Raw genomic sequence first — 18,007 nt, forward strand, 5'->3', positions numbered from 1 at the left:
ATCCATATATATCGTATCCGATTAAATCGGAAGGGTTGACATAGGCGGGCCCGAGGCGTTTTATGTCGCATACGATCTTTTCGTACACGCTACAACCACGGGGCGCCGGAACATTCCCGCCACCACAACATCGAGGAGAGAACCATGTCAGATCTCAAGGAACGCACCAGCACCACTTCCAAGGCCGCTTCGGCGGTCGACCTGAAGCTCGAAGTCATCGTCATCCCGGTTTCCGACGTTGAACGCGCCAAGCAGTTTTATGCAAACCTCGGCTGGCGGCTCGACGCCGATTTCGCCGGCCCTGACGATTATCGCGTAATCCAGTTCACGCCGCCCGGCTCCAACGCCTCGGTCATTTTCGGCAAGAACGTCACCCCTGCCGCGCCCGGCTCCGCGCAGGGCCTCTATCTGATCGTTTCGGACATCGAGGCCGCTCGCAACGAGTTGCTCGGCCGAGGTGTTGCGGTCAGTGAAGCGTTTCACGCCGGCGGCAACGTGCATGTCGGCTCGGACGAGCCCTATCTGTTCGGGCGGGTCCGGCTGAGCGGCCCGGATCCGGAACGCGGCAGCTATCGCTCCTATGCCTCGTTCAGCGATCCCGACGGCAATGGCTGGCTGCTGCAGGAAGTCACCGCGCGATTGCCCGGGCGCGTCGACGCTAACGCGACGGCCTTCAATTCGTCGGCTGATCTCGCGAGCGCACTGCGCCGTGCGGCGGCTGCCCATGGCGAATACGAGAAGCGCAACGGCGGCCAGCACGATGAGAACTGGCCGGACTGGTACGCCGAATACATCGTCCGCGAACAGAGCGGCCAGCAGCAGGCGGCATGAGCAGGCGAAGCTGTCATCGGCGGTGGCTTGCTCAACGCGTTCGCCGCCGGTGAGGACGCCAACCCAACAAGGAGATTCACCATGCGTTTGCTATCCAAAGGCCTCTCATTCATTTCGCTTCCTGCGCTCGCGCTGGCCGTGACGCTTTCGGCCGGAACGGCATCGGCTCAGACCACACAGAGCGCCGCGGGTGATCGAACCGCAACTTCATCCGAGCGACGCGATGATCTGGCCGGCAAGCTTGTCCGGCGTATCATCCAGCGCGCGCCGTCATCGATCCCAGGCCGCGAGATCGTGCAGGTAGAGACGGAGATTCCTGCAGGCGTCGAATCCGGATGGCACGTTCATCCCGGCGAGGAGGTCGGCTACATCGTCGCCGGCAATGTCGAGATGAAGGTGCAGGGGCGCCCCACCGTCATCCTGCGCGCCGGCGATGGCTTCCTCATTCCGCCGCGGACGCCGCACAATGCGCGCGACCTCGGTCCGGAGACCGGGCGGATGCTGTCGACCTATCTCGTCGAGCCCGGCCAACCGCTGGCGACGTTCGTGGAGCAGCACGCCGACAGGGCTGCCCATTGAGACAGTGATCGGCCGGGGCTGCCGGACACACAGCCTCGCCCTGCTCCACTCCGATCGTCTCCCTGCCGTCTTGCTGATCACGCTGTAAGCCATCCAAATTGACATCGTTGGCGGCCCTCAGCCTTTTGGCTTGCGTAGGAACATAGACAGCGCCTCGGCCGTCTCCTTCGGTCTTTCTTCCGGAAAGAAATGACCGCCGTCGACCGGCTGTCCTTTCACAGCCGCAGACCAGCGCCGCCAGATTGCCAGCGGCCCTCCCTCGCTTTCGTACCACGTCGCGAGCGCGCCTGCCGCACTCCACAGGGCGAGCGTGGGACAGGTGATTTTCCGTCCCGCCTCCTGGTCCAGCCGGTCGTGATCACGATCGATCGAGGCGGCGGCGCGATATTCCTCGCAAATGGCGTGCGCGTGCGCGGCATCCCGCAGCATTGCGGCATATTCCTGCTGCACGTCCTTGGGAATTGCGTTCGCGGAGCCCCAGTTCGCCGCGGCGTCTGCGACGATGACATCGCCGCAACGGGTGAGGATGGTTTCTGGAAGCGGCGATGGCTGCGCCAGCAGCGCCCATGGCCAGAACCCAAGCGCCAACCGATCATCGGCCCGATCCCACGCCTCGGACACCGGAATGATATCGAGCACGGCCAGCGCATCGACCTTGTCAGGCGCATCCAGCGCCAAGCGCTGCGCGACCCGACCTCCCCTGTCATGACCGATGACCGAAAAGCGCGAATAGCCGAGCCGATCCATCAGCGCCAGCATGTCCGCCGCGAGCGCCCGCTTCGAGTAGGCCGCGTGGTCGGGCGTGCTTTCGGGGCATCCGCTTTGCCCATAGCCCCGCAGATCGGCGCAGACGACGGTGTGTGTCGCAGCCAGGTGTGGCGCGATGTCCCGCCACATCAGGTGGGTCTCGGGAAAGCCGTGCAACAGGAGAATCGGCGGCCCGGAGCCTGCCCGGCGCGCGAAGAGCCGCGCTGCACCGGTGTCGATTTCGACCGACGTAAAGCCCTCGAACATCGCAACGCTCAGCCCGGCAGTGCGGCGACGGCGACGATCTCGACGACGAGGTCGGGATGCGCCAGCGCTGCGACCCCGATCACCTCTGATGGCGGCGGGTTATTATAGCTGCAATGCTTCGGGCAATGCTCGGCGAAGAATTCGTCCATCACGTCGAGGCGAAAATTGGGAGAGCTGAGGACGCCACCGTCCGGAAACGGTCCCTTGACGTACTGGGTGATCCTGACGAGGTGATCGAGCGAACTGCCGAGCTCTTCCAGATCCGCTTTGATGTTAGCGAGAATCAAGCGCCACTGTGTTGCGGCGTCACCGGCCGCACCGCCCTTGGCGTTCTCGGGATCATAATTTTCAGTGGTGGCTGTGTTACCGGCCAGAAAGACATAGCCCTTTGCGCCGGTGACGACCGTGCCCTTTCCCCAGGGCATCAGCCGGCCGCCCTTCATCTTCTTGTGCGTGACGAGCTGCATCGCTGTCTCCTGCAGACGAGCCCCGCCCCGATCGGTCCGATCTAGAACCCGACACTACGAAAATGGTTCGCCTCAAGACTGCGTATATGGGTCCACGTTCTCGCTGCGCGAAGCGGGATGACAGAGGCGGCTTGACCTGCCACGTATCATGCAATATCAATAGTTACATGAAACGAGACAGTAGACTTTCAGGCGTGCTCCACGTGCTGCTGCACATGGCCGAGCGGAAGGAGCCGGTGACTTCCGACGTGCTCGCACGGGCCATGGACACCAATCCCGTGGTGATCCGGCGGATCATGTCCGGACTGCGCGATCAGGGCTATGTGCGATCGGAGAAAGGCCATGGCGGCGGGTGGACCCTCGCCCGCGACCTCGCGACAGTATCGCTGCGGGATGTCTATCAGGCGCTCGGCCAACCTTCGCTGTTCGCCATGGGAAACAGAACAGAAGCCCCGGGCTGTCTTGTCGAACAGGCCGTGAATGCTGCGCTCGACCGGGCGTTCGACGAGGCGGAGGCGCTGTTGCTCTCACGTCTTAAGGATGTGACGCTTGCAATGTTGAGCGCCGATTTTCAGAAGCGCCTGGGCGACCGGCGCAACCGTCATCGTCTGGAGATCGCCCATGCATCATGACGCGGCCGCCAACGCCTTGTTGGCCCACTTCTCCGATCCCGACGCGGTCGCGCGCTATGCGGATGGACCGCCGCGCTTCGTGCCCGGCTTTGCGGACCTTCACCGCATGACCCGCATCCTGCTGGCGGAACAGGCTGAGCAAGACGCACGGGTGCTGGTGCTCGGCGCGGGTGGCGGCCTGGAGTTGACGGCGTTGGCGGCGGCAGAACCGCGCTGGAGGTTCGTTGGCGTCGATCCGGCCTCCGAAATGCTGAAGCTGGCCGAGCAGACGCTGGGGCCATTCAATGCGCGCGTGCAGTTGCAAGAGGGTTATATCGACGATGCGCCAGATGGGCCGTTCGATGCCGCCACCTGTCTGCTCACGCTGCATTTCCTGGATGTCGACGAACGGCGGCGGACGGCCTGGGAAATCCACCGCCGCCTGAGGCCCGGAGCGCCGTTCGTGGCCGCCCATTCCAGTTTTCCGCAACAGGACAGCGAGCGCGCGCGATGGCTATCGCGCTATGCCGCCTATGCGATCGCCTCCGGCGCCGATCCGAACCAGGCCAACACGGCGCGTGCGGCGGTCGAGGCGCGCTTGCCCGTGCTCAGTCCGGAGCAGGACGCACAAATTCTGCGTGAGGCCGGATTCCGGGATGTGGAGTTGTTCTACGCCGCCTTTACCTGGCGCGGCTGGATTGCGTATGCGTGAAGCGTGGTAGTCAGGCATCCTGATTCAGCCGTCCAGCAACAAATCATGACCATCCGTCCGATTGTCAGATATCCCGACCCCCGGCTTGCGCTCCCGGCGCAGCCGGTGACCGTGTTCGACGACGCGCTGCGCGACCTGGCCAGAGACCTGCTCGAGACGATGCATGCCGCGCCCGGCATCGGCATCACCGCGCCGCATGTCGGCGTCTCCCTGCGGGTCGTGGTGCTCGACCTCGACCCCATCAATGGCGCGCGCACCTATATCAATCCCGAGATCATCTGGGCCTCGCCTGAAATGATCATGCATCAGGAAGGCAGCGTCTCGATGCCCGGAGTTAACGACGAAATTCGGCGTCATGCGCGCGTTCGGATCAGCTATCACGACGTCGACGGCAATGCACACACCGAGGAATCCGAGGGGCTGCGCGCCGTCTGCCACCAGCATGAGATCGATCAGCTCAATGGCCTGTTCTGGATTCAGCGACTATCCCGCCTGAAGCGCGAGCGGTTGATCAAGCGTTTCGAGAAGCTCTCGCGGGGCTGAAGATAGATTGGGCGGAATATGCTCTGCTATTCCGCCCTGCCCTGCCTTTACGCTGGCACCGGCGCAGCGCGTGCCACCATCATCGGCCTGAACGTCATCATGATCAGGAATGCGCCGAGCCCCATGATCCACGAGCCGATATAGAGCCAAGCGTAGCTGGCAAACGTGTCGTAGATCAAACCGCCGGCCAAGGGTCCCGTCGCCATGCCGAGGCTGCCGGCCATCGCGGTGCCGCCGATCACGGTGCCCATCATCCGCAACGGAAAGTTTTCGCGCACGAGCACGGCATAGAGCGGCATGGTGCCGGCATAGAGGAAGCCGAACAGCGCGGCAACCGCATAGAACGCGGCGAGATCGCGCACGAAGACATAACCGAGTGCGCCGAACGCCTGCGCCAGCAAGCCAAAGACGAGCACGCGCTTGGCGCCAAAACGATCGCCGAGCAGGCCGAAGGCGATACGGCCGCCCATCCCCGCCAGGCCCTCGATGCTGTAGATGGTGACGGCGGCGATCATCGGGATGCCGCAACTGATGGCGTAGCTCACGGTATGGATGATCGGGCCCGAATGGGTGGCGCAGCAGAAGAAATTCGTCAGCAGCAGGATGATGAATTGCGGCGAGCGCAGCGCCTGCGCCAGCGTCATCTCCGGTTCCGCCGGCGCGCTCGATGGCGCGGACGCCCCGCCCTCGTGCGCCGGCGCACGGCGCACCAGCAACGAAACCGGGATCATGATCGCGGCGACGACGAGCGCCACGATCTGCATCGAGGTGCGCCAGTCATGATTCGAGACCAGCCAGGCGGCGAGCGGCGACATGGTCATCGGCGCCATCCCCATGCCTGCCGAGACCAGCGAGACCGCAAGGCTGCGATGGGTATCGAACCAGCCGGTTACGCAAGCCATCATCGGCGCGAAGATCGCAGCCGTGGCGCCGCCGACCATCAGCCCGAAGACGAATTGAAACACGACCAGTGAGGTCGCAAGGCTCGCCAGTCCCAGGCTTGCCGCGAGCACGACCGAACCGGTCAGCACCACCGGCAGTGGCCCCAGCCGGTCGGACAAGTTGCCCCAGATCATGCTGGTGAAGGCCATCGCGAGGAAGCCGATCGTCATCGCGCTGGATACGCCGGTCACCGACCAGCCGGTATCCCGCGCGATCGGCTGCAAAAACACCGGCAGCGAAAACATGCCCCCGATCGCGACACAGCCAAGCAGGCCCCCGGCAGCGACGATCACCCAGCGATAGCGAGAATTGGTCATTCCTGATCTCCTGACAGCCTCTTCGGCTGGAAGACGAACGGAATGGGCCGGAGCCGACAGGCCGAAGGCTGCCGCAGCTCACTTTTTTGCGAGCGAGGTAGGTTCGTTCTGCGGGTAGACGACGCCAACCAGCCTGTGGAGCCACCGGTCCCAGTGCAAGGACTTATCGAGCCCCAAGCTTCTCAGCGATGAGCATCTCGCAACGTCGAAGAAGACCGTCCGCGAGTTCGAGTCGCCGTCAATCCCAGGATCACGACGAATGATATCGCCCTTGACTATGTCTCATCTGAGGTATATTTTTGTCTCACCTGATTTAGAGGTTCCCGTGAGCCATCAAACCGCGATCCTGGCCGGTCTGCTCGGCGTCAAGCCGAAGAACACAGAGACGACGCTTACCCTCGCCCGTTCCGTGGAGAAGGGCCTGCCGGTATCGGCGTTGGATAAATTCGCCGGCCGCGTGTCCCCGCAGGACGTCCGTCACTTCACCTATCGCGTGGTGCCGAAGCCGACGCTGGAACGGCGGCGCAAGGAAAAGCAGCATCTGACGACCGAAGAGAGCGACCGGCTCGCGCGTGTCGCAAAAGTGTTCGCCTTCGGCCTCGAAGTGTTTCGCGACGAGGCCAAGGTGCGCGATTTTCTCAACCGGCCACATCCTATGCTTGAAGACAAGACCCCGCTCGAACTGGCCTTGGCAACCGGCCCCGGGGCGGACGCCGTCGTCAACCTGCTCGGGCGTACAGCCTATAGCGGCGGCGTCTAGGCGTGCCGAAGAGCGATCGTGTCCTGACATGCTATCGCATCGGGGATCCGGACGGCGCCTACCCCGTGTACGATGCCGAGGGATCGCGCCTCTACCCGGGCCGGTGGAATACGCGTACCAGCCCGATGATCTACGCATCCGAGCACTATTCCACCGCCATGCTCGAGAAGCTGGTGCATGCTAATCTGGTGATGCCCGCCAACCAGCACTTCATCGTGATCACGATACCAAACGGCGTGTCGTATGAAGTTTTCCAAGCTGCGGCGCATCCCGGCTGGGATTCACGCAACGAAACGATCTGCAAGAGCTTCTGCCAGAAATGGTACGAGGAGAAGCGTTCGGCGCTCCTGATCGTCCCCTCAATCCCGGCGCGGCCGGAGCGCAACTTTCTGATCAACCCGGCTCATCCGGAAGCCAAGAACGTCACGCACACCCTGCCTGAGCCGGTGTGGTGGGATGAGCGGCTTTATGGGCGGTAGCTAGTCCGATCGGCGAATACCCTGCGCTATTCACCCTGCTTGCCATCGGTTTCGTCAATGGAACGATACAACCTGCGCCCCAGTTAACCAGCTCCACGTCGCAGAACGATGAAGCTGTTCCAGCCTGGGAGATCGCCATGGCCATCCACTTCAATCATACGATTCTTTCGACCCACGATAGCAAGGCGTCGGCAACCTTCCTGGCCGAGATGCTCGGTCTCCCCGCCCCGCGAAAGTGGGGACCGTTTTATATGGTCACCACCGAAAACGGCGCCAATCTCGACTACATGGATGTCGACGGCGACGTTACTCCGCAGCACTATGCATTTCTGACCAGCGAAAGCGAGTTTGACGAGATCCTCGGCCGAGTCCGGGAACGGCAGCTTCCCTACTGGGCCGACCCTGGACGGACGCAACCGGGCAAGATCAACCACCACGACGGTGGGCGTGGCATCTACTTCCAGGAGAAGAACGGGCATCTTCTTGAAGTTATTACCCGCGAGTACGGCAGCGGCGGCTGGAATCCCTGACGGCGCCTTCCGCCCACGTGCTCAATCCTCGAACAATGCCCGCACGTCCTCTTCCGTGAGCGCTGATGCGATCCGTCCGTCGCGATCGAACAGGCTATCGGCCAAGGCACGCTTCCGTTCCTTGAGCTCTTCCATTTTCTCTTCGACGGTGCCGGCAGCCACCAGCCGGTAGACGAAAACCGCCTTGTCCTGCCCGATGCGGTGGGCACGATCGATCGCCTGTTCCTCGACGGCGGGATTCCACCAGGGGTCAAAGATGATCACGGTATCCGCCGCCGTCAGGTTGAGGCCGACGCCGCCGGCCCTAAGGCTGACCAGGAAAACGTCGTTCGTCCCGTTCTGAAAACCGTCGATCGCGTGCTTGCGGTCCTTGGTCTCTCCAGTCAACACGCCATAGCGCACGCGTTCCGCGTCCAGGCGTTTTCGAACCAGGTCGAGCATGGAGGTAAATTGCGAGAAGACGATGATCTTCCGGCCCTCGCTCAGCAGCTCCAGCACCATTTCCATCAATCGGTCGAGCTTGGCCGACGGCCGCGCGACACGGTCGTCGAGCTTCAGCAGCGAGGGATCGCAACAGACCTGCCGCATTCTCATCAACGCTTCGAGCACGACGATGTGGCTTTTGGCCAGGCCGCGCTGCTGGATTGCCTTGCGAACCTTTTCTGACATCGACAGGCGGATCGCATCGTAGAGATCGCGCTGGCTCCCCTCCAGGACGATCCGCTCGACGATTTCGCTCTTGGCAGGCAGCTCCGCCGCCACCTCCGCCTTGGTCCGGCGCAGCAGAAACGGCCTGACCCGCCGGGCCAGCGCGGCCGCACGGACCTTGTCGGCGCGCTTCTCGATCGGGGTCCGCCACTGACGGGAAAAGCCGGCCTTGTCGCCGAGAAAGCCGGGGTTGGCGAAACTCATGATCGACCAGAGTTCGCCAAGATGATTTTCCATCGGCGTCCCCGTCAGGCAGAAGCGGTGCCGCGCCTTGACGTCGCGCAGCCATCGGGTGGTCGCAGCGTCGGGATTCTTGATCGTTTGCGCTTCGTCCAGCACCGCCATGTGCCAATCGCGAGACAACAGGACCTCCCGGTCGCGCGCGATCAGCGGATAGGTGGTCAGCACCACATCATGCTCGGGAATGGCCGCAAAGCTGTGCTTGCGATCGGGACCATGCAGCACCAGGACTTTCAGGTCAGGCGCGAATTTCTGCGCTTCGTTGAACCAGTTGGTCATCAGGCTGGTCGGTGCGACGATCAGAGCCGGTTGTGTGAGAGCCCCGCGCGCCTTTTCCAGCGCAAGAAGGGCCAGGATCTGCACGGTCTTGCCGAGCCCCATATCGTCGGCCAGCACGCCGCCTAGATCGCTTTCGCGGAGCAGATCGAGCCAGGCCACGCCTTGCGCCTGATAGGGCCGAAGTCCGGCGCGAAAGCTTTCCGGCAGGCGCGGATCGCTCAAGCCATGGGCTTGAACCAGACCGGCGAGACGACGAAGATTGTCAGCGCCCCGGAAGACGAATTTGTCGTTCTCAACCCCGAGCAGCGGCGCCACGTCTGCCCGTGACAGCTTCAGCTTTCCCGAACCGTCTGGGGAAATCCCGCTCAGGTTCAGACCATGCAGCGCCAATATCAGCGGAAGAAAGCGATCGGCGGCCAATGAAACATGGCGGCCGTCGGCAAGCGGCAGATAGAAATGATCGCCGCTCTCGGCGAGTTGCTTGATCCGATCGGCGGTGAAGTCAGGCGCAGAAACCAGCGCAGCCACCATCGGCGCAAGGTCGCGACGCTCGCCGTCGATTTCGATTCCGAGCGCCAGTTCGAACCAGTCGATACCGCTGGAATTCAGCTCCGCATCGAAGTCGCCCGATGCCGCCAGCCGATGGGGAAAGTCGTCATCGATATGGATCTCGAAACCCTGCGCTCGCAGCTCAGCCGCCTCGAGGTTGAGAAAGTCGAGCCAGTCATAGGGCTCGTCGAGTGTCAGGTCACGGCCATGGCGGGAATCGAGAAAGGGAAACTTCGCCCTCGCCTCGACGAACCCGAGATCGGTCAGGCGTCTGCGGGCCTCTTTCTCCTTCGGCTGACGGCGCTTGATCGCGTAAACCTGTCCGGCGTGAAATGCTTCCACCCGGCTCGCCCGTTCCGATAGATCGATCTCGATCGGGCCGTAGCGGAAGCCGAGATGAGCGACCGCGACCTGGCCACTGTTTGCTCGCGCCTCGCGGTAGTAGAAGGAGACCTCGCTCATCCGACCCTGTTGCAGCCGCAATACCGGGACCGGTTGCTCGTCGATCTGCATCGCGGCCGCCGGCGTCGCCGGCAACAGGCCGTGATGACGTTCCGGCAGACGCTGGCCGAGACGCCGCGACACTTCCATAACCTGGGCGCGCGGAATCTCCGGCGCCGACAAGAGCTGGCGGGCAAGCCGAGGCGGCAAGCTCAGCTCTACCGGTCCGATGGTCCCGGCGGACTCATCCACATAGACCGGCGGCTCGGCATTGAGCGCAATCGTTCCCGGCACGAGAAGGCAGGGAGCAATACCGCGCTTGCTGGCCTGGCGCCATTCGATCCGACCCTCGCGCTTGTCTCCCCATCGCAGCGGCTGTCGCTTATGGTCGAGCCAATAGGCACGACCCGTCGCGACGATCCGCTGCAATAGCTCGCCCGAAAGCGGCCGTTGGCTGTAGTAAACTCCTCGGGACGTAGCCGAAATTTGACTTAAAATATCGATGTCGCTGTCGCGGTAATATTTCGGTGCCCGCTCGGATGCAAAATCGGACACGCTGGGTTGGGAGTAGTTGCCGCCGAAATCGCCGCCTTTCAGCACCCTGACCGAGAGCAGCGATACGGCCAGAAGTGGGGTCTGTACGCCCTCGTGGGCGGGATGCAGACGATAAAGCAGCCGCTGGTTCAGTTCAGCGGGATAATCGTCGCCGCGCACCGCGTTTCCGATATTCTCAAGCCAGCTAACGACTTCATAGCCCAGCACGGGCGGCAGGGTTGCCGCAGCTTGCTCGGTCGCCGTCGAACCGACCGATGACGGCTTACCGCTGGTGGCTTCGAGCAGGGTTGCTGCCACATGCTTGCAATTGAAGGACATCGGACAGCTACATTCGCCGTCGAGGTCAGTGAGCCGATCGTCACTGAATTCAAGTTGAATATCGACGCGATATTCGTTCGATCCGCTCCCTCGCACCTTGGCACGAAGGTGCGTCAGGTCTTCGCTGACCTCCAGTCCCTTGACGCGGCCTTGCGCTTGATAGACGTGCGCCTTCTCAAAAGCCGAACGGCTGAAGTAGTCATACAAGTCCTTGCGCTTAAGCAGATTCGAAAGCACGCAATGAAATTCCACGACATAAGCGATTGGCTACATAAGAGGATGATCCGACGTGAGCAAGCTCATAGCCCTAGTCGCACTCGATCGTCCCCGGCGGTTCAACGTCATACACGGCCCGGTTCACACCCCTTGGTTTACTTGTCAATCCCACCAGAAGAACCACCAGTCGGCCGATTTGCCGGGCCGCCGTCCGGAATTTGAAAGTGCTCGCGATTTCTTGCAGCTATCACCCCGCCGCCGCCCGTTCGATCTCCGCGATGTCGATCTTCTTCATCGTCATCATACTGTCCATCGCACGCCTGGCGGCATCGCGATCGGGTCCGTTGAAAATCTCGAGCATCCGCTTGGGAGTGATCTGCCAGGAAAAATCCCAACGGTCCTTGCACCAACCGCACGGCCCTTCCTCGCCCCCATTGGTGATGATCGCATTCCAATAGCGGTCGGTATCCTCCTGGCCGTCGGTCTGGACCATGAAGCTCACCGCCTCGTTCGGCTTGTAGTTGGGTCCGCCGTTCAGCCCCAGGAAGCGCCGGCCGAGCACGGTGAACTCGACCGTCAGTTCGTCGCCCTGCCCCACGCCCGGCTTGGCGGATGCATGGCCTGCGCCGACCCGGCTATCGGGAAAGGTCGCGGCGTAAAACTCCGCCGCCTCTCGCGCTCTGCCCTGATCGAACCACAGGCATGTTACGAGCTCGGCCATCGCAATCTCCTGTCAAGAACTCGCGCCGTCAACTGGCTTCGAGGGTAGCGCCCGGGCATTCACGCCACCGGCGAAGCGAGCCTCCCCCCATTAAGCTTACGCCTTAACCAATAATTAATTATGGCTTTGCGGGCACGAAAGGCTCAGCTTAGCGTTTTGGCAATGCTGCTCAGTAACCTACGATGGGTGAGTGCCATGACCTATAGAACGACGTTTATCGCGTCTCTCAGTGCAGTCGCGCTTGTCCTTGCCGCGGGCGAGACATTTGCCGATCCCGGCGTGGCGCGCGGCGCAGGCGTTGCACCGTCGCGTCCGGCTTTCCCGGCATTCCCCAAATCGGGGCACCATCACCATCATCACCGGGGCGTGAGCGGTTTCTGGCCGACGGGCGGCGTCGTCTATGGTCTGTCGGATGAGGTTGACCGACCGGTCGTCGTGGAGACTCCGCCACTCAAAACATCGGACGATATCCGCTTCACGTGCGTGTACGATATTCCCTGGGACTATGTGCATCGATGTCCGCAGTTCACCACGCCTCGGCAATAATTTGAGAGCATCTGTGTGGACGCTGCTCCGCAATGCAGCCTCGGGCTGACGGCGGCGCGCAAACTACAAATGTTGCACGTGCCAATGAGACTAGCGCCCGGTTCTGATCGAATCAGAGCCGGGCTTTAGATTCTGGTTCAGGCTTTCGCTGGAGAACGCTCTAATGCATGCATACCCGGGCCTGCTCCGGCCGTGCGCCTCGTCGCATGCCCCGCCATTACGGAGAAATTTCCATGAATGACCAGACCCTCGTAGTCCAGTCCATGAAGGTCAGTACGCACGGCTTTGCGAGTCTCGCCGTGCCGACGTATCGCGCCTCCACCATCGTCTTCGACTCCGCCGAAGAGTACCGGAATCGCGGCAAGCGGGCGCCGGACGGCTACAGCTACGGCCTGTATGGCACCCCGACGACGCGAGAACTCGAGCAGAAACTGACGGCTCTCGAGAACGGTGTCCGCACCTTCCTCACCCCCTCCGGGCAAGCGTCAAACGCCTTCGCATTGCTCGCATTGTTGTCGGCCGGAGACCGCCTGCTTATGGCCGACAATGTGTATCCTGCCACGCGCGACTTTGCTGATCGCGACCTCCGAAAGTTTGGCATAGACACCATCTTCTTCGATCCGACGTCGCCGGAGGACCTTGCCGGCAAGCTCCGTGACGGTGCGAAGATGGTCTGGTGCGAACAGCCGGGGTCGACGACCATGGAGGTGACCGACCTGCCGCGCCTTGCCGAACTGAGCCATGCGGCGGGCGCGCTGGTCGGATGCGACAATACCTGGGCAACACCGCTCAACCTGAAGCCGCTCGATCTTGGCGCGGACATCGTCACCGAAGCGCTCACAAAATACGTCGCCGGCCATTCCGACGTCTTCATGGGGTCTATCACGGTGCGCGACGAGAAATTCGTCGAGACGATGCGTTCAACCCTTGGCCGCTATGGCATAGGCGCCTCGCCCGACGACGCCTCCCTCGTGCTTCGAGGCATGGAAACGCTGGCCGTCAGGCTATCCTACAGCTCCCGGGTGGCGACTGACATTGCCTCGTGGCTCGCCTCACAGCCGTTGGTCGAGGCGGTGCTCTTCCCGCCGCTGCCGCAATCGCCGGGCCACACCCTCTGGAAGCGCGACTTCCGAGGCGCGAGCGGTGTGTTCAGCGTGATCTTTCGGCGAGGTATGGCAGCCCGCGTGCCTCAAGCTCTCGATACGCTGCGTATATTCTCGATCGGAGCTTCCTGGGGAGGAACGCGCAGCCTTGTGGCACCGATGCCCGTCATACAGCATCGCAGCGTCACGCCCTGGCCCCACGACGATTTGGTTTTGCGCTTCAGCATCGGGCTAGAGGCGGAACAGGACCTCCATGCAGACGTCGAAAGGCTCTTGCAGAGATTGTCAGCGGATCCGCTGTGAACCACGGAGAAGCTCGTGGCGTAATAGCGAAGGCTATTCCCTAGTTAATCCAACTTCATCATTGCGAGGGCAACAGATCGCGCGAAAGGAGGCCCGATGACAGGCTCGGCGATTCCGTCTTTCGAGCTGCCTCCTTGACCTTCGTCATCATTGGATATACATATTGTATGATGTATATCCAGCAGACAGAGAGATCGCATGCAGGTCGCCAAATGGGGAAATAGTCTCGCGGTTCGCCTTCCCGCCGTCGTGGTTGAAGCGCTTGGGCTCAGGGAAGGCGATGAAATCGAGATCCACGTGACTGCCGAACGACAGTTCGGTGTGGCGCGCAAGTCAGGCCGCGACGAGCTGTTGAAACGCCTTCGCGCCTTCCGCGGCCGTCTCCCTGCCGATTTCAAGTTCGACAGAGACGAGGCGAATGCCCGTTAGTTTTTTCGACACCAATGTCCTCGTCTACCTCGCATCCGGCGATGCCGCCAAGGCCGATCGGGCGGAGGCCACGATTGCCGATGGCGGCTCGATCAGCGTGCAGGTTCTCAACGAACTTACCAACGTTGCGCGCCGCAAGATGCGCATGTCGTGGGACGAGACGCACGCGTTCCTGAATATGTTGCGCGGCCTGCTGACTGTCCATCCCCTCACCGTCGAGACCTACGAAACCGGACTCCGCCTCGCCGAGCGATACGGCCTTTCCATTTATGACGCGATGATAGCCGCTTCGGCGGTTCACGCCGGTTGCGATACACTCTGGTCCGAGGACTTGCAGGACGGGATGGCGCTGGACGAAGGCCTGCGCATCATCAATCCATTTCGGGGTGCTTAGCTAGCAGCCGCAGGGTGGGCAAAGGCGCTATCGCGCCGCGCCCACCATCTGTCATCACGTACGCTTTTCTAATCCAACCGACGTCGGAGGTCCGGTCGGGGGCGCTTGCGCGCACCGCACCAACATTAGCGTCAACGCGCTCAGGCGTATCGGTCAGATGACCTGGCCGCCGGAGACTTCGATCCGCTGGGCGTTGATCCAACGATTGTCCTCGCGGAGCAGGCTCGCGATCATCGGGCCGATGTCATCGGGCTGGCCGACACGGCCGAGGCTGGTCATGCCCGCGAAGGTCTTGTTGAGATCCGGCGTATCCCGGACGGCGCCGCCGAGGAAGTCGGTTTCGATCGCGCCCGGTGCCACCGTGTTGACCGCAATGCCGCGGCTGCCGAGCTCCTTCGCCATGTAAACGCTGAGCACTTCCACCGCACCTTTCGCCGCCGCATAGGCAGAGAAGCCGGGGAAGGACACGCGGGTCAGGCCGGTGGAAAGATTCACGATCCGGCCGCCATCGGCGATCAGCGGCAGCAGCGCCTGGGTGAGAAAGAACACGCCCTTGAAGTGAACGTTGACCAGTCTGTCGAACTGCGTCTCGGTCGTCTCGGCGATCGACGCCATGTCGCCATGGCCGGCATTGTTCACGAGGTGATCGAATCTGTCGCGCTGCCAGGTTTTCCGAAGCATCGTCCGCAGCCGATCGGCGAACGAGGCGAAAGTAGAGACATCGCTGACGTCGAGCTGCAGGGCAATCGCCTTGCGGCCGATCGCCGCGATCTCGGCGACAACGGCTTCGGCGTCTTGCTGCCGGCTTTGATAGGTGATGATGACATCGCTGCCCTTGCGGGCGATGTTGAGCGCCGTGTTCCGGCCGAGCCCGCGGCTTGCACCGGTAATGAGGACGATCTTGGTCATTGGTCAGACTCCTTTTTGCATGCGTGACCACGCCGATATGGCGCACGCGAGCCAGCCTTAGTTGCCGGAACCTCGATGATCCTTGCCTAATCCTCCAGATCGAATTTACGCGTCAATCCGGGCGCGATAGGATGGCCGCATGACCGACACTCTCCTCAAGGCTGTTCGCCGCTATGCACAGGCCAATGCCGATCCGGCCGGGATTGCCCGGACTCCCATTGCCGGTCTGACGGCCATTCGTGCGACTGCACCCAGCGGCCTCGACTACGCGATCTCCCGACCGCTCGTCTGTCTCGTGCTGCAGGGAACCAAGCACGTGACGATGGGCAATCGGGCCTTCACGTTCAGCGCGGGTGACTCTTTGCTGGTCACAGCTGACGTTCCAACGGTGAGCCAGGTCAAGCGGGCGAGCATCGCCTCGCCCTACTTCGCGCTCGTGTTGGACCTCGACCCGGCGGTGATCGCAGATCTCGCCGTGGAGATGAAAGCCGTGCCGACCGCCGACGGCGCGCCCGTGCGCTGGGAGCCGACCGATGCCGAGGTCACCGACGCGGCCCTTCGGCTGATGCGCCTGATTGAGCGCCCGGCGTCCGTTCCAGTGCTGCGCGCACAGTTGATACGTGAGATGCATTACTGCCTTCTGACCGGCCGCCACGGAGAGGCGATCCGGCGTCTTGGCTGGCCGGACGGTCACGTGCAGCGAGTGGCGCGCGCGGTCGCAATGCTTCGGGCCAAGTTCGCCCAGCCACTACGGGTCGAGCAACTGGCGGCCGTTTCCGGGATGAGCCCGTCGTCCTTCCATCAGCATTTTCGGGCCGTGACGTCGCTTTCGCCGCTGCAGTTCCAGAAACAATTGCGCCTGATCGAGGCGCGACGCCTGATGTTGTCCGACGGGATGGCCGCGAGCAGCGCGGCCTTTGCGGTCGGCTACGAGAGCGTGTCGCAGTTCACCCGGGAATACGGCCGCCTGTTCGGCTTGCCGCCGGGCCGGGAGACCAAGGCAGCGAGAGGGAATGTCCAGGCCGCCTGATTCACCCTGCGCACTGTTCACCAGTTCGTCACGATGAGAACAGCGTGTGGTTATCGATAATTACTTCCTTGCCACAACGAACGGCCGCCCGTCCTTGCCACGCGAGGCATGGCGGGCGCGCTCGATGATTTCAAATCCCGCTGCCGAAATTTCGCGCTCCAGGTCCTCCGCGGACAGGAACGCCACATAGGGCGCCTTGCCGACGAGCTGCATCAGGGGCAGCGCAATGCGCAATAGCGGATTCATTTCCTTCAGGCACGGCGTCTTGGAAATGAAGATCCCGCCGGGCCGCAGCAGCCGATGGACGCTTCGGAGCGCCGCTTCGCGCTCAGCCACCAGATGCAGAACGTTGAAGCCGAAAGCGATGTCGAAAGTCCCGTCCGGCCACGGCGCCGCCTCGGGCCGCACCACTTCGAACGTGGCGTTGCTGCAGCCTTCGGCCTTCGCCTTCTCGCGCGCGATCGCGATCATTTCGCCCGATAAGTCGGTCGCCACAATGCGCCCGACCGATGGCGCGAGCTTTAGCGCCGTCGTTCCCGTTCCGCATCCGAACTCGAATGCCGCTTCGTCGCCCTTGAGGTAATGTCGCGTCCGCTCGAGCGTGCGCTCATAGCCCGCCATATCGGCGATCGGGTCACTGGCATATTTGCGCGCGGCGCGATCCCAGAACTTGGCGTCATTTGCAACACGAAACATGGCGGCCCTCCTGCGCTGCGGCTTCTAGCATATGGAAATGGAAATGCTAACGGCGGCGCAGGTCGGCGGGGTGGGTTCGCGAAAGCGTAATCTGCCGTTCACGCGTTCGTCACGATGTGACAATGCGGTGGATTACGCCGGAGCCTGCCATCGGGCCGCGCTTTGCGCGGACCCGTTGGGCTAATCCATCCGACGAGCTACGGCGTTCTCATGAACCCCGCTGCCGCGAAGGCCCCAGAGGATCAGCGCAAAGGATATGATTCCCGTCGGGGCGGCTGGGTACATGACGAGTTGGATCAGCATCTCCTGAGCGTCACTCCCACGAGCACCGGCCGCCGCGATCGGAATGATCGAACCGCCGGCTCCCAAGAGCGCCGCGATCACGAAACCGGCGATCGTTGCAAGCGCGGAATAGATCAGAAACCAGAATGCCAGCCGCGACGGCACCGATGTGAGTTTCAGCTTCGGCCAGATCAGACCCACGGCCACAAGCAACACCCCGGTGAATCCGCTGAGCGTGTGAACCGAACGGCCGAGATGGGGTGCGGCGAAATACGGCACCGCAAATCCCTGGAAGCTCGTGAAGAGGAACAGGGCCACGCCGATCTGAATCAGCCGGTGACCCTGGACGGCCAGTGCTGTCGCGCTCATGCGTCGCTCCTTTTCGGCTGTCACCGTGACGTCTAGCGTACTCCCCTCCGCGACGAGGAGCAGATAGGGCTGGAAAGCCGATGTCGAAAGATGGATCCCTGCCGATCGGGCGTAGTGCGAGGAAGTGCATGAAG

At 62.4% G+C, this 18,007-nt stretch carries 21 protein-coding genes; 13 read left to right on the forward strand and 8 right to left on the reverse strand.

Annotation, left to right across the window (positions count from 1 at the left end; translation table 11 throughout):
* Nucleotides 1-144 precede the first annotated feature (144 nt).
* Both V1278_RS25095 and V1278_RS25100 read left to right on the forward strand, forming a co-directional pair.
* Entirely contained in the window at nt 145-831 is a 687-nt protein-coding gene (locus V1278_RS25095) for a VOC family protein (RefSeq protein WP_334382520.1), read from the forward strand.
* An 81-nt stretch (nt 832-912) separates the two neighbouring features.
* The gene (locus V1278_RS25100) at nt 913-1,410 is read left to right on the forward strand and encodes a cupin domain-containing protein (protein ID WP_334382521.1); all 498 of its coding nucleotides are present in this window, start codon (nt 913-915) and stop codon (nt 1,408-1,410) included.
* 117 nt (nt 1,411-1,527) lie between these two features.
* Here the strand turns inward: V1278_RS25100 and V1278_RS25105 are convergent, their stop codons facing one another.
* The gene (locus V1278_RS25105) at nt 1,528-2,424 is read right to left on the reverse strand and encodes an alpha/beta fold hydrolase (protein WP_334382522.1); all 897 of its coding nucleotides are present in this window, start codon (nt 2,422-2,424) and stop codon (nt 1,528-1,530) included.
* Nucleotides 2,425-2,432: 8 nt separating this feature from the next.
* A complete protein-coding gene (locus tag V1278_RS25110) occupies nt 2,433-2,891 on the reverse strand; it encodes a RidA family protein (RefSeq protein ID WP_334382523.1) in 459 nt (152 codons plus the stop codon).
* A 167-nt stretch (nt 2,892-3,058) separates the two neighbouring features.
* Here V1278_RS25110 and V1278_RS25115 point away from each other — a divergent pair, with 167 nt between their 5' ends.
* Genes V1278_RS25115 through V1278_RS25125 form a run of 3 tightly spaced genes read left to right on the forward strand, consistent with a single transcriptional unit; the run spans nt 3,059 to nt 4,757 of the window.
* Nucleotides 3,059-3,523, forward strand: coding sequence for an Rrf2 family transcriptional regulator (locus tag V1278_RS25115; protein ID WP_334368373.1), 465 nt, complete (start codon nt 3,059-3,061; stop codon nt 3,521-3,523).
* The gene (locus V1278_RS25120; RefSeq protein WP_334382524.1) at nt 3,513-4,214 is read left to right on the forward strand and encodes a class I SAM-dependent methyltransferase; all 702 of its coding nucleotides are present in this window, start codon (nt 3,513-3,515) and stop codon (nt 4,212-4,214) included. Before V1278_RS25115 ends, V1278_RS25120 begins: the two co-directional genes overlap by 11 nt.
* A gap of 45 nt (nt 4,215-4,259) precedes the next feature.
* Nucleotides 4,260-4,757, forward strand: coding sequence for a peptide deformylase (locus V1278_RS25125; protein WP_334382525.1), 498 nt, complete (start codon nt 4,260-4,262; stop codon nt 4,755-4,757).
* Nucleotides 4,758-4,804: 47 nt separating this feature from the next.
* Here the strand turns inward: V1278_RS25125 and V1278_RS25130 are convergent, their stop codons facing one another.
* Nucleotides 4,805-6,016, reverse strand: a complete 1,212-nt coding sequence (locus tag V1278_RS25130) for an MFS transporter (protein ID WP_334382526.1) — start codon at nt 6,014-6,016, stop codon at nt 4,805-4,807.
* Between the two features lie 325 nt (nt 6,017-6,341).
* On the opposite strand from V1278_RS25130, the gene V1278_RS25135 reads away from it, so the two are divergent.
* The 3 genes from V1278_RS25135 (at nt 6,342) to V1278_RS25145 (ending at nt 7,785) form a co-directional block, all read left to right on the forward strand.
* A complete protein-coding gene (locus V1278_RS25135) occupies nt 6,342-6,776 on the forward strand; it encodes an antitoxin Xre/MbcA/ParS toxin-binding domain-containing protein (RefSeq protein ID WP_334368369.1) in 435 nt (144 codons plus the stop codon).
* A 2-nt stretch (nt 6,777-6,778) separates the two neighbouring features.
* Complete coding sequence (locus tag V1278_RS25140; protein WP_334382527.1) at nt 6,779-7,255, forward strand: RES family NAD+ phosphorylase; 477 nt, start codon at nt 6,779-6,781, stop codon at nt 7,253-7,255.
* A gap of 137 nt (nt 7,256-7,392) precedes the next feature.
* A complete protein-coding gene (locus V1278_RS25145; RefSeq protein ID WP_334382528.1) occupies nt 7,393-7,785 on the forward strand; it encodes a VOC family protein in 393 nt (130 codons plus the stop codon).
* A gap of 21 nt (nt 7,786-7,806) precedes the next feature.
* On the opposite strand, the gene V1278_RS25150 is transcribed toward V1278_RS25145, so the two are convergent.
* On the reverse strand, nt 7,807-11,112 hold the full coding sequence (locus V1278_RS25150) for a DEAD/DEAH box helicase (RefSeq protein WP_334382529.1): 3,306 nt from the start codon (nt 11,110-11,112) through the stop codon (nt 7,807-7,809).
* Between the two features lie 226 nt (nt 11,113-11,338).
* Nucleotides 11,339-11,812, reverse strand: a complete 474-nt coding sequence (locus V1278_RS25155) for a VOC family protein (protein ID WP_334382530.1) — start codon at nt 11,810-11,812, stop codon at nt 11,339-11,341.
* A 195-nt stretch (nt 11,813-12,007) separates the two neighbouring features.
* On the opposite strand from V1278_RS25155, the gene V1278_RS25160 reads away from it, so the two are divergent.
* The 4 genes from V1278_RS25160 to V1278_RS25175 all read left to right on the forward strand — a co-directional run bounded on the left by V1278_RS25160 (nt 12,008) and on the right by V1278_RS25175 (nt 14,587).
* Nucleotides 12,008-12,358, forward strand: coding sequence for a hypothetical protein (locus V1278_RS25160; protein ID WP_213286017.1), 351 nt, complete (start codon nt 12,008-12,010; stop codon nt 12,356-12,358).
* A gap of 233 nt (nt 12,359-12,591) precedes the next feature.
* The gene (locus V1278_RS25165) at nt 12,592-13,764 is read left to right on the forward strand and encodes a trans-sulfuration enzyme family protein (protein ID WP_334384253.1); all 1,173 of its coding nucleotides are present in this window, start codon (nt 12,592-12,594) and stop codon (nt 13,762-13,764) included.
* Between the two features lie 198 nt (nt 13,765-13,962).
* Nucleotides 13,963-14,193 carry an AbrB/MazE/SpoVT family DNA-binding domain-containing protein gene (locus V1278_RS25170; RefSeq protein WP_334368364.1) on the forward strand — a complete coding sequence of 77 codons (231 nt, stop codon included), beginning with the start codon at nt 13,963-13,965 and terminating at the stop codon, nt 14,191-14,193.
* Complete coding sequence (locus tag V1278_RS25175; protein WP_334368363.1) at nt 14,183-14,587, forward strand: PIN domain-containing protein; 405 nt, start codon at nt 14,183-14,185, stop codon at nt 14,585-14,587. Before V1278_RS25170 ends, V1278_RS25175 begins: the two co-directional genes overlap by 11 nt.
* A 153-nt stretch (nt 14,588-14,740) precedes the next feature.
* Here V1278_RS25175 and V1278_RS25180 read toward each other — a convergent pair whose 3' ends face one another.
* Nucleotides 14,741-15,496, reverse strand: a complete 756-nt coding sequence (locus V1278_RS25180) for an SDR family oxidoreductase (protein WP_334368362.1) — start codon at nt 15,494-15,496, stop codon at nt 14,741-14,743.
* A gap of 139 nt (nt 15,497-15,635) precedes the next feature.
* On the opposite strand from V1278_RS25180, the gene V1278_RS25185 reads away from it, so the two are divergent.
* Nucleotides 15,636-16,526, forward strand: coding sequence for an AraC family transcriptional regulator (locus V1278_RS25185; protein ID WP_334382531.1), 891 nt, complete (start codon nt 15,636-15,638; stop codon nt 16,524-16,526).
* A gap of 60 nt (nt 16,527-16,586) precedes the next feature.
* On the opposite strand, the gene V1278_RS25190 is transcribed toward V1278_RS25185, so the two are convergent.
* Together V1278_RS25190 and V1278_RS25195 are read right to left on the reverse strand one after the other, a co-directional pair.
* Complete coding sequence (locus V1278_RS25190) at nt 16,587-17,222, reverse strand: class I SAM-dependent methyltransferase (protein ID WP_334382532.1); 636 nt, start codon at nt 17,220-17,222, stop codon at nt 16,587-16,589.
* Nucleotides 17,223-17,402: 180 nt separating this feature from the next.
* The gene (locus tag V1278_RS25195; protein ID WP_334382533.1) at nt 17,403-17,873 is read right to left on the reverse strand and encodes a hypothetical protein; all 471 of its coding nucleotides are present in this window, start codon (nt 17,871-17,873) and stop codon (nt 17,403-17,405) included.
* Nucleotides 17,874-18,007: the final 134 nt, after the last annotated feature.

This window comes from Bradyrhizobium sp. AZCC 1577, assembly GCF_036924575.1.
Taxonomy (GTDB): Bacteria; Pseudomonadota; Alphaproteobacteria; order Rhizobiales; family Xanthobacteraceae; genus Bradyrhizobium.

What these genes read in the sequence shown, in the direction of transcription:
- V1278_RS25095 (WP_334382520.1), top strand. Translation starts at nt 145, where the DNA reads ATGTCAGATCTCAAGGAACGCACCAGCACCACTTCCAAGGCCGCTTCG.
- V1278_RS25180 (WP_334368362.1), bottom strand. Translation starts at nt 15,496, where the DNA reads ATGACCAAGATCGTCCTCATTACCGGTGCAAGCCGCGGGCTCGGCCGG.
- V1278_RS25185 (WP_334382531.1), top strand. Translation starts at nt 15,636, where the DNA reads ATGACCGACACTCTCCTCAAGGCTGTTCGCCGCTATGCACAGGCCAAT.
- V1278_RS25195 (WP_334382533.1), bottom strand. Translation starts at nt 17,873, where the DNA reads ATGAGCGCGACAGCACTGGCCGTCCAGGGTCACCGGCTGATTCAGATC.
- V1278_RS25145 (WP_334382528.1), top strand. Translation starts at nt 7,393, where the DNA reads ATGGCCATCCACTTCAATCATACGATTCTTTCGACCCACGATAGCAAG.
- V1278_RS25175 (WP_334368363.1), top strand. Translation starts at nt 14,183, where the DNA reads ATGCCCGTTAGTTTTTTCGACACCAATGTCCTCGTCTACCTCGCATCC.
- V1278_RS25100 (WP_334382521.1), top strand. Translation starts at nt 913, where the DNA reads ATGCGTTTGCTATCCAAAGGCCTCTCATTCATTTCGCTTCCTGCGCTC.
- V1278_RS25170 (WP_334368364.1), top strand. Translation starts at nt 13,963, where the DNA reads ATGCAGGTCGCCAAATGGGGAAATAGTCTCGCGGTTCGCCTTCCCGCC.
- V1278_RS25165 (WP_334384253.1), top strand. Translation starts at nt 12,592, where the DNA reads ATGAATGACCAGACCCTCGTAGTCCAGTCCATGAAGGTCAGTACGCAC.
- V1278_RS25130 (WP_334382526.1), bottom strand. Translation starts at nt 6,016, where the DNA reads ATGACCAATTCTCGCTATCGCTGGGTGATCGTCGCTGCCGGGGGCCTG.
- V1278_RS25115 (WP_334368373.1), top strand. Translation starts at nt 3,059, where the DNA reads ATGAAACGAGACAGTAGACTTTCAGGCGTGCTCCACGTGCTGCTGCAC.
- V1278_RS25125 (WP_334382525.1), top strand. Translation starts at nt 4,260, where the DNA reads ATGACCATCCGTCCGATTGTCAGATATCCCGACCCCCGGCTTGCGCTC.
- V1278_RS25160 (WP_213286017.1), top strand. Translation starts at nt 12,008, where the DNA reads ATGACCTATAGAACGACGTTTATCGCGTCTCTCAGTGCAGTCGCGCTT.
- V1278_RS25190 (WP_334382532.1), bottom strand. Translation starts at nt 17,222, where the DNA reads ATGTTTCGTGTTGCAAATGACGCCAAGTTCTGGGATCGCGCCGCGCGC.
- V1278_RS25105 (WP_334382522.1), bottom strand. Translation starts at nt 2,424, where the DNA reads ATGTTCGAGGGCTTTACGTCGGTCGAAATCGACACCGGTGCAGCGCGG.
- V1278_RS25155 (WP_334382530.1), bottom strand. Translation starts at nt 11,812, where the DNA reads ATGGCCGAGCTCGTAACATGCCTGTGGTTCGATCAGGGCAGAGCGCGA.
- V1278_RS25120 (WP_334382524.1), top strand. Translation starts at nt 3,513, where the DNA reads ATGCATCATGACGCGGCCGCCAACGCCTTGTTGGCCCACTTCTCCGAT.
- V1278_RS25110 (WP_334382523.1), bottom strand. Translation starts at nt 2,891, where the DNA reads ATGCAGCTCGTCACGCACAAGAAGATGAAGGGCGGCCGGCTGATGCCC.